This window comes from Spiroplasma endosymbiont of 'Nebria riversi', assembly GCF_018831625.1.
In the GTDB taxonomy this organism is placed as follows: domain Bacteria; phylum Bacillota_I; class Bacilli_A; order Mycoplasmatales; family Nriv7; genus Nriv7.
Map to the genome: position 1 here is coordinate 693,031 of NZ_CP065193.1, position 12,434 is coordinate 705,464.

Below are 12,434 nucleotides of genomic sequence, written 5' to 3' on the forward strand. Positions count from 1 at the left end.
TAAAAAAAAATTTAATAACAAAGCTTGTTAAACACGTAAATCTGCGATATATAAGTGTTTAAAAAACTAAGTTAATTAACTTAGTTTATCTATAAGAAAGGTAATTTATTATGAAAAACATTGAAAACATTTTCTTAAATACTAACAAATATCTCTTAAAAGAAACACAAAATGCAATTTTAATTAAAGCACCAAAAATTCCGTGATTTTATAAACAAATCGGTATTTGGTTTCCAAAACGATTTGTTTATAAAGGAAAATATGAAAATTCCATTTGCATCGGAATAATCAAAAATAATGAACACCAAGTAATCTCAATTAATAAACAAGAGCAAGAAACCAAGTTAATTAAAGGACAAGAATTATTAAGTTTCTTCATTGCCGAAAAAGAAAACAACAAAAAAGATACAAATTATAATTATTTTAAAGGAGTTTAAAAATGAATATTGCGATTGGATTAATATTTATTATTATCAGCATCATGCTATTGGCATATTTTGCTTATAAAATTTATGCCAAAATAAAAATGCGAATTAAATATAAAAATGCCATTAAAAATAATACTGGTAATTTCACAAAAGACGAAAAAGTATTTATTGCTCGCTTTAAAGAATGAGTTAAAGCTCCTAATTCAAAAGAAAATAACGCGGATAAAAAATAATGTCTTGAGAAATTATTATGGAATTTTTAGAGCTGTTCGTTCCTATTGAAAAAATGCCTGCACAAGTTGTGTTTATTGCCGGATTAATTATTATCATTACTTTTCTTTTCGCATTAATTTCTATTATTTATTTACTAATAAAAATTATTTTTGTTATATAAAAAATGAAAATAAAATTAAAAGAATTTGATTGAGAACAAATTAAACAAACTTTCTGAGATTTATTTATTCAAATTACAACTATTCCGGATCATATTGCTGGTGGCAAAGAAATTGATTTAACCCAAGAAACACTTTGACTTTTAATAGCAAACATTGCTTTTTGATTCTTAACAGCGATTATGGTGTGATTTATTCTAATGCTACTTTGAAAAACCATATCAGTATTTAGATAGAGACAAAAGCAATGTCAAGAAGTTACGTTGTGATGCATTCCCAAAGAAATTCAAAATTAATTAGGAAAAAATATAATCGTGTTAAGGTTAATCGTGGTTTTAACAAATTTAAGAAAAACTTTGAATATAAATGATGAATGTTTTAAAAAGAAAGGGGGTGATTATATGATTGGAACTTTCTTAACAGAAGCACCAGCAGTAACAAAGATAACAGCTAGTGACGCGATGACTAAATTATGAAATGCGATTATAACAGCGTTTACTAAAATGTGAGAAATTATTGCCGTTAATATGCCGCAAGTCGGTAACTTCTTTGCTGGCTACTGAATCTTCATTTTTCCATTTATTTTGGCAATATTCTTTATTTGCTTTAAAATGTTTGAAAAATTACTTGGAGCAGTGCGCTAACAAAAAATAAAGTGAGGTGCAAGATGAAATTTTGCAAATGAATAGTAGAAAAAAATAACCATTTTATTGAATTGAATCGCACCTCATTTTTAATTTTATGACACTGAGGAGAAATTTGATATGTTTACAACGGTTATTTTAAAAACATTATGAGTTATTTATTTTTAGTGGGTTGTATTTTAATTTTCCTTTTAAAAATCGGTAATTTAACACAAATTAACAAAGTTATTAATTTCTTAAAAAATTCACCGTTAAATATTGTGATTGGTTCATTAGGAAATGGAAAAACTGCCTTTCTAGTATACGCAGCAAAATTACTAAAAAAGAAGAAATATCATATCGCATCAACTTTCCCATTACTAGAAACCCAAAAATTAAGTTTAGGGCATACGGGATTATTAGACTTTGATTACCCGGTATTGCCGGACAAAACCTTACTTTTGTGAGATGAAACCAATTTATTTTTAGAAGGAACTGATTGAGAAAAAAATAATACCAAAAACGAAGAAACCGGTATTCAAGAATATTTCGCTCTAGCACGACATTTTGGTCATATTGTGTTAGCTAGTGGCCAAAGAGATAAACATATTTGAGTTAAAGTTCGTGATATTGCCAATAATGTGATTGTAGGGATTCGTAAAAAACCCGTTAATATTTTTCGTCCCTACTTAAAAGTCATCTATGGCACATTTACGAGCATTGAAGAATATGAACGCTGACGAAACACCTTAATTGATGCTAAAAATAGTAAAAAAGGGCGTCGCATTAAATATCGTGATATTCCGGAATTTGATATTTATTTTTTTAAACTAAAAATCCCTCTACCAATATTAAACACTTACAATTCTTTTTACCTAGCATTTTTAAGAGATTACTTAAATTCAAAAGTAAATCCTGACTATGAATATAAATACTATGCTGACACAGCAATTGATTTAGAAGACTTGGAATACTTAAAAATGGATAAATTTAGCAAATTTTTAAGAAAAATGAAAGAAAAGGAATAATAAAAAATGGAAAATCTCGCAAAAATGGCCGACTTTCTGGCTCAAATGCTTTATAAAGTTTTTGATTTAATTTGAAGTCTTGAAGTACCAGGAACGAATATTCAATTAATATCTCCTCTATTCTTAACGCTGACTGTAGAATTTCTTATGGCAATTATTCTTGGATTTGGTAGTCAGCAAGTTAATTTAGAAAAACAGCGACAATATGCGGTTAAAAATAAAGGTTGTTTAAGTGCGTGAGGAAAAGCTAAAAAACAAATAAAACCAATAAAAACAAAGCAAGGTAACTAACAATGTTTAAACTAATTATTATTTTTATCTTAATAACTGTTCTTGGGCTTTTAGCTGGTAGTCATTTTGAAACTTTAACAAACTATATTAGCGAAAGCCTTGCGAATTTCCAAAATTTTATTACTAGCAATTTAACAATTCTAGAACTATTTAAACCAATGGCCCGGACATTTTCGCAACACCCAATTTTTAGCATTCTGGGTGTCACTTGTGTACTGATTGCCTTATTTATCGTGATTAAAGGACGATAAAAAACATGAAAGTAGAGCTAAAATGAAAAAACTTTTAATAAAATTATTTAAAAAAGATAATTCAAAAGAAAAAATGCCATTAAAATTAAAAATTAAAAATTCTTTTAAAAAGCAGTGGTTAAAAATAGTATTAAGTATCATTTTCATCTTTATAAGCTTATTAATTTGTGCATTAACAGTAATCGATACTAAATGAATAACCGGAACAAGTGACGAATTTAATGATTTTATGAATAAAGAAATGGTTAATTTCTTTGGCAAGTTCAATAGTGGTATTATGCTGGCGGGAATATTTGTTTTTTGATGAGGCGGAGCAATATATTTTGCAATTAAATTTGAAAAATTAATCCGCTTTATTATTCAAAAAATTAAAGCAAAAAGAGCCTTGAAAAATGAAATCAAACAAACTCATTAATTTTTTAAAAAAATATTGATGAATAATACTTAATTACATTATATTCATATCTTTAAGTATAGTTTTATTATTACATACAGATATTGAAAATTTGCAACAATTTATTAAAAATTTTGGAGCAATTGGTAAGTTAATGATTATAGGTTATTCATTAGTAGGAGTAACCATAACAGAAATAGTAAACTGCTTAATTCGTTTTATATTAAAAAAGATTAAAGCTAAAAGAATAATGAAAAATAAAATATTTTAAAAAGGAGTGATAAAAATGTTTATGAAAATATTTACCGTGTTAATTATTAGTTTCAATAACATTTTTACCATTCCACAAAACATTAATAATGACAAATCAACAGCACAATTACTAATTAGAAGTAAAAAGCAAAATAATTAATCATACGACTTAAACTTAAAAAAATCAAAATTAACACTTAAATCATCAAAAGATGATAACGGCAAGTGAAATCAAAAATGAGAAATAAAAGTTAATGTAGAAAATGAATTTATGCCCAAAAACTTGCCTCCGCGAATGAAGCTTAATGATTGAGAATTTTATGTTGATAAAAATGACAAGATTACAATACCGATATTAAAATCATTAGAATATGATTTAAATTGAGAAAAAAACAGTGAACCAAGATATTGAGAAAATAAAGATTTTTTATCATATCAAAATAAAAAATTAAAAAACATAAAAATGAAAGTACAAGAATGAGATAAAAATGAAAGATATGCCAAATGAAAAATATTAGAATTTAACGCACAATCAGAAATTAAATCCTCGACTGATATTGATTTACCAGAAAAAACCACCAAATTTGATGGCAACCATAACTATAACGATGTTGTTGATAATCTTGATTACTTAATGATTCACCGTGGTGATTTTGATAAATTTAATTACTCGTATCTCTATTGAACGCCCGTATTTAATTTCATTGACACCCTAGAAAAAGGTTATTACAAAGAATTTACGATTAAAAATCACGGCCTTAAAGACGAGAGCTACTTTTATCATAAAACTTCTAGTGATAAAAATGTAGTAAATGAGAATGTTTTGAAAATTAAGGCATTTAACAAAACTCTAATTGCTGGAAATAAGTATTTACAATTGATACACGGTGAAAATGAAATCTGAAAATATGGCACTACGAATTCTAACGATTATTACCTAATTAAATATCTTTTTGGTACCTTAAATTACCTCAATGTTAGATTTAGTTTTCTACGCTATGACCCCGATTTAAAAAATGATATTTACCTATATTTTAAAAACAACATTCCTAATATTAACAATAGCGATTACAAAAATTTTTTTAACGAAATCTATGAAATTCTTGGCAATTTCTTTGCTAGTTTATTTTATGCGACTTTTGATATAGACGAAAAAACTCATACCGAAATTGATTTTAAGGGTGTAGAAAACTATAAGAAGGATTACTTTATTCAAATCGGTTTCTTTTATCTTTCATTAATTACCTTTTATCCCAAAAAATACTTAGTAAATATTATAGGAAACTCAGAATTATTACTAAGAAGTTATTTCTTTACTTTTGACAAAAAAATGCAACAAGATAATTACAATGCTATTAACAACACCAATAGCATTTATCAAATTGATTTTAATGTCCTTAAATCTTATGATAATAAACTCATTGCATTGCCTTGCCAACCAACAAAACCGCTAACAGTATTAATTATCTAAATACCGATATTGATATTCGTTATGGTATTAACATTTTTACCTTAACTTTTCCACTTTATCACAAAGGGAACGTCTTTAACTACAATTTTAAAATTTATGACTTTAATGTATTAAATTCAACAGCCTTTATCCCTGATGGCTCAAATAACAGTGAATGAGACGATTTAATTCCACCAGCAAATTGCAAATATTCTGGACGATGAATACCAACCTTTAATGATATTGGTTGTGCCATTCAAAATGCTGGTATCAAAATGATAAACTGAATACTCACAGCTTCACAAATCATCACGATTTTGCGACCGTTAGCAATTATTGCAAAAGCAACAGTTAACTTTTCAACCGCCATTTTTCCAGTTTTTAAAACGGTGCCAGCTTTTTACTATACCTTTCAATTTTTAATCGGTTTTGCCATTTTTCTAATGATATTAAGAATTTTTGTATAATTATATATATATATATATATATATTGAAAAAACAAAATGAAGGAGTTAAATTTATGAAAATTTTAAATATAATAGCTCTTTTGGGGCCGACAACATTGCCAATAGCTGGGTGTTCTAAAAAAGAAAATAAACCAATATTACAAATTAAGAATGAGTCATACGACTTAAACTTAAAAAAATCAAAATTAACACTTAAATCATCAAAAGATGACAACAGCAAGTGAAATCAAAAATGAGAAATAAAAGTTAATGTAGAAAATGAATTTATGCCCAAAAACTTGCCTCCGCGAATGAAACTTAATGATTGAGAATTTTATGTTGATAAAAATGACAAGATTACAATACCGATATTAAAATCATTAGAATATGATTTAAATTGAGAAAAAAACAGTGAACCAAGATATTGAGAAAATAAAGATTTTTTATCATATCAAAATAAAAAATTAAAAAACATAAAAATGAAAGTACAAGAATGAGATAAAAATGAAAGATATGCCAAATGAAAAATATTAGAATTTAAAACTGAATTTAAAAATAATTAAAATAATTAAACTGTTAAAATTTCTACCCCAAAATGTAGCTTTATATGACGATATTGCTCTTAAACAATTTTTTAATTTTTTCTATTTTGACAAAATAAAAACCAGTAATTTTAATTAATGGTTTGAATATTTTTTATTTTTACAAGAAATTTAAACTTGTTGAGCTTGTTTTAATTAAAGTTATTGTTCTAAATAGCTAATATCGTTTTTATAAAACCTTATACTATAGTAGTAACTGTATTTGTTCTTACTAGCCCTTCTCTTTCTGACGAGAAAAATGCTTCACCGTTAAATGTTATTTTATCATTGTTTTTATCTATAGTAATTTCATTGGGTAATAAACTATATTTTTTAAAAATTTGCATTACTTCTGTAATTGATAATGTAACTATTTGTTCTTTATTGTTATCATCAATTATTTCGGCAGTAATATTTCCTGTAATTTTTTGTTTTAAATTTAATATAATTTTAGATGTAATTATTCTTACTGGATAAGTAATTTTTAATTTTTCATTGGGATTAAGTTTAAATTTATCAGTGGGTTCCTTAAAAATACTTAAAATCATTTCTTGTTCTTGTTTATTTGTGTTTGATAAATCAAATTCATTTGATAATACATTAATGATTTCAGAATTTTTATTATTTATATTTATAAAATCTGTTAATTTCATTTCATCATCAGCATTTATGTTTCAACCATTTAATTTATTTTCTTGCTTTTTTTTAGTTAATCCTGTTGTAATTTGAAATACTAATTTTGATTTCGAATTATATTCACAAGCAGGTACATTAAATGATCTTGTATTTGAAGTTTTATTGATAATTTCTCTATCAGAACATACATTTTTAGGAACATTAGATCATGAAAATTAATTTTCTTTTTTTGTTATTTCAATATCTGAAAAATTTAAATTATTAATATCAATATAATTTATTTCCTTAAATTTTAAATTAGGGTTTTCATCACGAAATTTAAAAAATGATGCTTTTTTAATTAATTCATTTAAATCAATAGTACTAATTTCATCTTTATTTTTAATTTTATAATTAACAATAACTTCTCCAAAATATTTATTATTACTATTATTTTTTTTTATTATCGATGAATTATTTGTTTTGTTAACTGTTTCTAATGGTGAAATATCTAAATCAGGATTTAAATAATTTAATTCATTTAAAATTGTATTATCAGAATTATTATTAATTTGTCCTAAATTATAGTAATTACTATATTCATAAATATTACCATCTCCTGAACCAAAATATAATTTATTGTTGAAAACTATCCCAGAAGATTTAATTTCTCCATTTGTTGTAATGACAACTTTTTGTTGGCCTGTTGTTGGATTATATTCATATACTTTATGATCTATTGAACCAAAATATAATTTATTGTTGAAAACCACACCAGAAGATCGAATTCCTTCTTCTGTTTTTATGACAGTTTTTTGTTGGCCTGTTGCCGGATCATACTCATAAACATTATGATCAAATGAACCAAAATACAATTTATTATTTAAAATAATTCCACTAGCAAAAATCGCTCCCTTTGTTGTAATGATAACCATTTGTTGTCCTGTAGCAGGATCATACTCATAAACATTTTTATCTCATGAACCAAAATATAATTTATTGTTGAAAACCACGCCCGAAGAATGAACTCAGTTATTTTTATTTGCTTTAATAATAATTTTTTGTTGTCCTGTAGCAGGATCATACTCATAAACATTTTTATCTCATGAACCAAAATATAATTTATTGTTGAAAACCACGCCAGAAGATTGAACTACAGAATTTGCTTTAATAACCATTTGTTGTCCTGTAGCAGGATCATACTCATAAACATTTTTATCTCATGAACCAAAATATAATTTATTGTTGAAAACCACGCCCGAAGAAAAAACATGTCCTCCTGTTTTAATAACAATTTTTGTTCTATTTATTTTATTATTTTCATTATTACTTCGTTTTTGTCTTTTATAATTTATGTTTTCTAATTTAGTTTATTGTTCTTGTTTTTCATAAGGACTATTGGCAACGACCCCCGCTATTCCGCCGCTTGCCATTGTTATTGTACTTAATAAACTAAGTAATTTTTTCATATTAATCAAATCCTTTTCATGGATTTTTGTTAATTAATAAATTTTTATAGTAAAACACCCAACCCTTCCTTGAATTTATAAAGTTTAATTAATACAAATTAATTATAAATTATTAAATAATAATTTCTATTATTTTTTCAGAATATTGAATACTAATTCTAGAAAAACATTTATCTTTAAAAAAGAAAAATAAGTTAACTAAATTTAACTTTGTTAAAATTACTCTACCAAGAAAGATTATTTTTTTATGTTAGAAATTAATAATAATGTAAAAACCTTAGAAAACAAGCATTGATTTAGTTTATTTACAACCCATAAAAATATGTACACTAATAAATGTTAACAATTAGCTAATGAATATGAAAAATTAGATGAATACTTATATAAATATCATTATCGTTTAAAACAAGGTTATAAAGTAGTTAATTTTGCAACAAGAACAATTATTACAATTTTTGTTGAAGTTACTTTTAAACGACGCCGATATAAATATTGAAATCAAAAATCAGGTAAATTTGAATATGTATGTTTATTAGATAAATAAATGGGTATGTTTACCTAAACAACGCATTTATTTTGATGTCCAATTTAAAGTTTTAAGTCTTTTAGGTGATGGTAAGCGCTATCGTGATGTTTTAGATGCTCTAAATCATTGTTATATTTCAAAAGCTAGTATTTCAAGTATTTTAAATAAATATGATATTGCTGAATATTTTCAACTCGCAGAAAAAGAAACTAAAACTAGAATTGATGTTAAAAATAAGGATTTATATATTCAACTAGATGAGACCTTTTTAGCGACATTAGATCAGAAAGTTAAACAAGACCAGAGAATTCTTTTGGTTACTTTTCATACCGGACATAAAGAAAAAAATTATAAAAATGCTCGTAGAGAATTAGAAAACAAACGAGGTCATTTTCTAATGTTAAAAGCTGATAAACGAATAAATACAATGGATTATCATGATTTATTAATTAAGGAATTACAAAAACATTATGTAAATATTAATTACGACAGAATAATTGTTTGTGGTGATGGTGATACTTGAATTAGAGAAATTGCCAATAGTTTTGGTAATGTTAGATATATTTTAGATGGTTATCATGCTATTAAAAAATTAAAACAAACCGCATTTAATATTATTTTTGAAAATCGCAAAGTAACACTAAATAGTTGAATTAAATTATATAAGGATGGCAAATCATCAAGAATTAATCAAAAACATTCGTAATGTTGCTAAAAATGAATTAAATAAAGATATTAAAACAAATTTAAGGAAAGCGAGTAATTATTTCAGTAATAATAAGCATGGCATTCATCATCAAAATTTAGAATGAAATATCGGTTGTAGCATTGAAAGTGATGTATCTCATTTAGTAAAACAACAATTAGGATATGGGGCAAAAATATATAATCATAAGAATTTAAATAACCTATTACATTTAAGAATGGCAAATTTAAACAAATTAAACGTACTACATTACATTAATGAAAATATTAATTCATAAATAGAAATCAGAAAAGAAATATATAAAAATTCATTATGAAATAAATATAATAATAAAAATGATGATAGTTGAATTAATTATAAAGGTAATGCTGTAACAAATAAATATAATAAATTTAAGTAAGTAAAAATATTAGTTAAAATTTAATAAAATTAATAATTTTTGTTGTGTAAAAATTCAATAATATGATAAAATGAAAAAGAATAAAAATGACAATAACAAGAAAGGCAGGGTTAGTTTAGTAATTAAATAATATAATTAGCTGATTGTTTTATTTCTTCAAAGCAGTACCTAATAAAACTAAACGCGACCGGCAGTCAGCAATGATTGTCTTTTTATTTTATAAGGTGTTAAAATTTATTCTTTGAAAATTAAATACAAGTGAGTTAATAATGTTGGTATGTATTAAAGCACGATAAATTGTGGGTGGTCGCCAAAGCGACAGTTAACTTTTCAACTGCAATTTTCCCGGTTTTTAAAACAGTAACCGCCTTTTACTATACCTTTCAATTTTTAATCGGTTTTGCCATCTTTATAATGATATTAAGAATTTTTGTATAATTATATATAATATATATATTGAAAAAATAAAATAAAGTTTTAATTTTGTCGAAAACTCTTGATAAAATAAAAAAAATCATCAACTTGATAATTTTAAAAGGCTTTTATGTAAAATTACTATTTTTACTTTAATTTTTTATACATTAAAATATAATACCGCTGTTTGTTGGTTTGGAGTTAAACCCTTATGTTGGTATTTTCATTTTCAGAGATTTAAATAATTTTTAATATTAGTAAAACCTAAACCATGATAATGAATTAAGGCTTCTTTAAGACTAGATTGTAATTTACTGATTTTATTTAAGTTACGATAACTAGCTTCAGGATTAATTGTTGTTTTAGTTACACACAAAGTAGAATTTGTTTGTTTTGCTACTAAAAAATATAATTTTTGCATATCAGAAGTAATAATTGAATTTTGGTTAATTAATTCTTTGTTCATATTTTCAATAACTCATTGTTTTTGTAAACGTTTGGTGTTTGTGGATTTAACATAAATATTGTTATTATTATCAACTGCCATTTGAATACAGCATTTAGTATTAGTTGCGAATGGGTTCAAGGTGAATTCTTCGTGGATCAGTTTTATGTTTGAAATGTCCTTTATGAATTTATTTAATAAATGTTTCATCGATTTGGATTTTACCAGATAATTTTTTAAATTTTAATTCGGTATTTTCTAATTGTTTTGATTTCATTAATTTTTGACGATTATATCAAGCAGTTTTTAATGTAGTTTTAATAAAACGAGAAATTGTTTTACTAGATTGCCCCAGCAATGAAATTTGAATCAATAAATTTCATTGTTCATAATTTAAATGACTTCAATAAATAAAATGATTACGAGAAGCGTCAAAATTTGCATGACAATTTTTACATAAATATTTTTGTTTTCCTTCTGAATTATGTCCATTTTTAACGCAGTGGTAAGCTTCACATTTAGGGCATTTAATACCTTGTGCTCTAAATTTTTGATCAATTTCATTTAAACGTTTTTGTTTTTTTATTAATTTTGCTTGTTGTTTGACTTTTTCATAAAATTCTAAAAATTGATCATCTGTTAAAATATTTACTAGTTCTTGAATTATTTTTTCCATAATTATTATCCACCTCCGTCATATAAAAATATACTTAAAATTAAGTATATTCAATAAATATCAAGAGTTTTCTACAAAATTAAAACAATTATTTTAGAAGAACGATATGGAAGAGAAAACAAGCATGAGGATGATTAGTTTTTGTAATAAAAAAGGTGGCGTTGTTAAAACGACCCTTTGCAAAAATGTTGCTTATAAATTTGCCCTTGATGGTGCAAAAGTGTTGTTGATTGACCTTGACCCACAACCACAAGCCACCCACATTGTCTGTTCAATTTTATACAAATAAAATTATAAAAGGTGTCACCCTATTAAAAATGTTTTGTGGTTTTAATGTTGGAATTAATAATATTATTCAATCAACAAAATATAAAAATATTGACATTATTATCACGGGAGAAGAATTAACAAAATCATCTACAATTTTAAATAATTTGTATACCAAAGATAATATATATAAGGTTGGTAAAAATATATTTGGTAGTATTAATAATATTTTTTTAAAGTATGATTATGTGTTAATTGACTACCCACCAACAGTTTTAGAATTAGCAGTTAATTTTTTAATTATTTCTGATTTAGTTATTACGCCAATTAATAATGGTTTGGGAGCGTTTAAAGGAATATTAGACTTAAAAAATACTTTAAATAACATTTGTAGACAAGAAAATATTACTGTTCCAATATTAAGAATAGTTTTTAACAACATAAAAGAGGATGAAGATACTATTGAAATTTATAAATTATTAGAAGAAGAAAAATTAAATAGTAATTTATTACAAAGTGTAACAACTAATTCCAAATCGTTTATTAAAACTGAGAATAAATTAAACAGCATTTGAGAAAATAAATATTATTGACGACAAAAACAAGCATACGAAGAAATTATTAAAGAAATTATATAACATTTTATTTAAGAATCAATTTATATAAAAAACAGAAATTTTCAAATAAAGGGTATATAATTATTTCGTAATTAAATAAATAAAAAAACGGAAACACAAATCATTTTGAAGAGACTGTGTCTCCATAGAGAATTATATCAAA

At 24.7% G+C, this 12,434-nt stretch carries 21 protein-coding genes; 17 read left to right on the top strand and 4 right to left on the bottom strand.

The features are described 5' to 3' along the window. Positions 1 to 110 precede the first annotated feature (110 nt). The 12 genes from I5Q57_RS04470 to I5Q57_RS04520 all read left to right on the top strand — a co-directional run bounded on the left by I5Q57_RS04470 (position 111) and on the right by I5Q57_RS04520 (position 6,118). Positions 111 to 437, top strand: a complete 327-nt coding sequence (locus tag I5Q57_RS04470) for a hypothetical protein (protein ID WP_215826999.1) — start codon at positions 111 to 113, stop codon at positions 435 to 437. Positions 438 to 439: 2 nt separating this feature from the next. After that, on the top strand, positions 440 to 661 hold the full coding sequence (locus tag I5Q57_RS04475; protein WP_215827000.1) for a hypothetical protein: 222 nt from the start codon (positions 440 to 442) through the stop codon (positions 659 to 661). A gap of 164 nt (positions 662 to 825) precedes the next feature. Next, positions 826 to 1,056 (top strand): hypothetical protein, encoded by a 231-nt coding sequence (locus tag I5Q57_RS04480; RefSeq protein WP_215827001.1) that lies wholly within the window; start codon positions 826 to 828, stop codon positions 1,054 to 1,056. A 165-nt stretch (positions 1,057 to 1,221) separates the two neighbouring features. Then, the gene (locus tag I5Q57_RS04485; RefSeq protein WP_215827002.1) at positions 1,222 to 1,464 is read left to right on the top strand and encodes a hypothetical protein; all 243 of its coding nucleotides are present in this window, start codon (positions 1,222 to 1,224) and stop codon (positions 1,462 to 1,464) included. 23 nt (positions 1,465 to 1,487) lie between these two features. Then, the gene (locus I5Q57_RS04490) at positions 1,488 to 2,471 is read left to right on the top strand and encodes a hypothetical protein (RefSeq protein WP_215827003.1); all 984 of its coding nucleotides are present in this window, start codon (positions 1,488 to 1,490) and stop codon (positions 2,469 to 2,471) included. A 6-nt stretch (positions 2,472 to 2,477) separates the two neighbouring features. Next, positions 2,478 to 2,762: a hypothetical protein gene (locus I5Q57_RS04495; protein WP_215827004.1), complete on the top strand. Its 285-nt coding sequence runs from the start codon at positions 2,478 to 2,480 to the stop codon at positions 2,760 to 2,762. 2 nt (positions 2,763 to 2,764) lie between these two features. Continuing rightward, a complete protein-coding gene (locus I5Q57_RS04500) occupies positions 2,765 to 3,013 on the top strand; it encodes a hypothetical protein (protein WP_215827005.1) in 249 nt (82 codons plus the stop codon). A gap of 22 nt (positions 3,014 to 3,035) precedes the next feature. Next, positions 3,036 to 3,428 (top strand): hypothetical protein, encoded by a 393-nt coding sequence (locus I5Q57_RS04505; protein WP_215827006.1) that lies wholly within the window; start codon positions 3,036 to 3,038, stop codon positions 3,426 to 3,428. A gap of 265 nt (positions 3,429 to 3,693) precedes the next feature. Further along, positions 3,694 to 3,819 carry a hypothetical protein gene (locus I5Q57_RS09660; protein ID WP_256444918.1) on the top strand — a complete coding sequence of 42 codons (126 nt, stop codon included), beginning with the start codon at positions 3,694 to 3,696 and terminating at the stop codon, positions 3,817 to 3,819. Between the two features lie 111 nt (positions 3,820 to 3,930). After that, complete coding sequence (locus I5Q57_RS04510) at positions 3,931 to 5,130, top strand: hypothetical protein (RefSeq protein ID WP_215827007.1); 1,200 nt, start codon at positions 3,931 to 3,933, stop codon at positions 5,128 to 5,130. Further along, positions 5,091 to 5,576, top strand: a complete 486-nt coding sequence (locus tag I5Q57_RS04515; RefSeq protein ID WP_215827008.1) for a spiroplasma phage ORF1-like family protein — start codon at positions 5,091 to 5,093, stop codon at positions 5,574 to 5,576. Before I5Q57_RS04510 ends, I5Q57_RS04515 begins: the two co-directional genes overlap by 40 nt. A 53-nt stretch (positions 5,577 to 5,629) precedes the next feature. After that, positions 5,630 to 6,118: a hypothetical protein gene (locus I5Q57_RS04520; RefSeq protein ID WP_215827009.1), complete on the top strand. Its 489-nt coding sequence runs from the start codon at positions 5,630 to 5,632 to the stop codon at positions 6,116 to 6,118. Positions 6,119 to 6,336: 218 nt separating this feature from the next. Here I5Q57_RS04520 and I5Q57_RS04525 read toward each other — a convergent pair whose 3' ends face one another. After that, positions 6,337 to 6,789 carry a hypothetical protein gene (locus I5Q57_RS04525; protein ID WP_215827010.1) on the bottom strand — a complete coding sequence of 151 codons (453 nt, stop codon included), beginning with the start codon at positions 6,787 to 6,789 and terminating at the stop codon, positions 6,337 to 6,339. 16 nt (positions 6,790 to 6,805) lie between these two features. Between I5Q57_RS04525 and I5Q57_RS04530 the strand changes: the two genes are divergently transcribed. Continuing rightward, positions 6,806 to 6,991 (top strand): hypothetical protein, encoded by a 186-nt coding sequence (locus tag I5Q57_RS04530; RefSeq protein ID WP_215827011.1) that lies wholly within the window; start codon positions 6,806 to 6,808, stop codon positions 6,989 to 6,991. Here I5Q57_RS04530 and I5Q57_RS04535 read toward each other — a convergent pair. Then, on the bottom strand, positions 6,988 to 8,007 hold the full coding sequence (locus I5Q57_RS04535; RefSeq protein WP_215827012.1) for an NHL repeat-containing protein: 1,020 nt from the start codon (positions 8,005 to 8,007) through the stop codon (positions 6,988 to 6,990). The two genes, I5Q57_RS04530 and I5Q57_RS04535, sit on opposite strands and share 4 nt — an antisense overlap. Before the next feature lie 1,052 nt (positions 8,008 to 9,059). Here I5Q57_RS04535 and I5Q57_RS04540 point away from each other — a divergent pair. Both I5Q57_RS04540 and I5Q57_RS04545 read left to right on the top strand, forming a co-directional pair. Beyond that, the gene (locus I5Q57_RS04540; protein ID WP_215827013.1) at positions 9,060 to 9,452 is read left to right on the top strand and encodes a UPF0236 family transposase-like protein; all 393 of its coding nucleotides are present in this window, start codon (positions 9,060 to 9,062) and stop codon (positions 9,450 to 9,452) included. Then, positions 9,415 to 9,729, top strand: coding sequence for a hypothetical protein (locus I5Q57_RS04545; RefSeq protein WP_215827014.1), 315 nt, complete (start codon positions 9,415 to 9,417; stop codon positions 9,727 to 9,729). The genes I5Q57_RS04540 and I5Q57_RS04545 overlap by 38 nt, the downstream gene beginning before the upstream one ends. A 697-nt stretch (positions 9,730 to 10,426) precedes the next feature. Here the strand turns inward: I5Q57_RS04545 and I5Q57_RS04550 are convergent. Continuing rightward, the gene (locus I5Q57_RS04550) at positions 10,427 to 10,852 is read right to left on the bottom strand and encodes a hypothetical protein (protein WP_215827015.1); all 426 of its coding nucleotides are present in this window, start codon (positions 10,850 to 10,852) and stop codon (positions 10,427 to 10,429) included. A gap of 49 nt (positions 10,853 to 10,901) precedes the next feature. Then, positions 10,902 to 11,387: an IS1/IS1595 family N-terminal zinc-binding domain-containing protein gene (locus tag I5Q57_RS04555; RefSeq protein ID WP_215827016.1), complete on the bottom strand. Its 486-nt coding sequence runs from the start codon at positions 11,385 to 11,387 to the stop codon at positions 10,902 to 10,904. Between the two features lie 106 nt (positions 11,388 to 11,493). On the opposite strand from I5Q57_RS04555, the gene I5Q57_RS09665 reads away from it, so the two are divergent. Continuing rightward, positions 11,494 to 11,676, top strand: coding sequence for a ParA family protein (locus I5Q57_RS09665; RefSeq protein WP_215827017.1), 183 nt, complete (start codon positions 11,494 to 11,496; stop codon positions 11,674 to 11,676). Between the two features lie 28 nt (positions 11,677 to 11,704). Beyond that, entirely contained in the window at positions 11,705 to 12,292 is a 588-nt protein-coding gene (locus I5Q57_RS04565; RefSeq protein ID WP_215827018.1) for a ParA family protein, read from the top strand. Positions 12,293 to 12,434 lie beyond the last annotated feature (142 nt).